Source organism: Candidatus Symbiopectobacterium sp. NZEC135, from assembly GCF_025962695.1.
In genome coordinates, this window is record NZ_JAGFPF010000827.1 from 1 (window position 1) to 907 (window position 907).

Annotated in this window: 1 protein-coding gene and 1 pseudogene; both read right to left on the minus strand. The window is 56.6% G+C overall.

What is annotated here, in order from left to right; all coding sequences use genetic code 11:
- Positions 1 to 682: molybdopterin-synthase adenylyltransferase MoeB (gene moeB, locus J5224_RS30755; RefSeq protein ID WP_264628817.1), on the minus strand; the 682-nt coding region annotated here is incomplete at its 3' end.
- 2 nt (positions 683 to 684) lie between these two features.
- Positions 685 to 907, minus strand: a pseudogene (locus J5224_RS30760) (molybdopterin molybdotransferase); the annotation flags it as partial.

Below are 907 nucleotides of genomic sequence, written 5' to 3' on the forward strand. Positions count from 1 at the left end.
CGCCAAAATGCGCCAGCAGTTTTATCGTCTCCATCGCCTGCAAGGCACCGATGATACCGACCAGGGGGGACATAACGCCGGCTTCGGCGCAAGTTAGCGCGTTTTCACCAAACAGGCGGCTCAGGCAGCGGTAACAGGGTTCTTGTTCACCGTAGGTAAACACACTGATCTGGCCTTCCATGCGAATGGCTGCGCCGGAGACCAGCGGCGTTTTGCTGTCAAAACAAAAGCGGTTAAGGCGATCGCGTATCGCCACGTTGTCGGTGCAATCCAGCACCACCTGATGGCGGCTTACCAGCGCCTGCAAGGCGTCGTCCGACAGTTCGTCGTTAATACACTCCAGCGAAATATGGGGATTAATGGCGGCCAGTTCCGTAGCGGCAGAGGCCACCTTCGCCATATTGATACGCGCATCGCGGTGCAAAATCTGACGTTGCAGGTTGGAGAGCGCAACGGTGTCAAAATCCAGCAGCGTCAAATGCCCCACGCCTGCCGCAGCCAGGTATTGCGCTGCGGCACAACCCAAACCGCCCAAACCCACCACCAGTACGCTAGCCGCTTTCAGCGCTTCCTGTCCGTCAAAATCGAAGCCTTTTAGCATGATCTGACGGTTGTAGCGCAGCATTTCGCTGTGGCTTAGCACATCTTCACTCTCTGGGGCTTTCGGGGTGGTGGTTGACATCCTCACTCTCCCAGCAGCGCATTGAAGGGTTCAATTTCTACCCATTCTCCGGCGGCTACCGGCCCGCGTTCGGCTTCCAGTACGATAAAACAGTTGCCGAGGCTAAATGAGCTGAAGATGTGCGATCCCTGATGGCCGGTGGCTCTGACTTCCAACTCACCGTCATCATTCCGGCTGACTATGCCGCGTTGAAAATCGAGTCGACCTGGGGTTTTCTTCAACGCC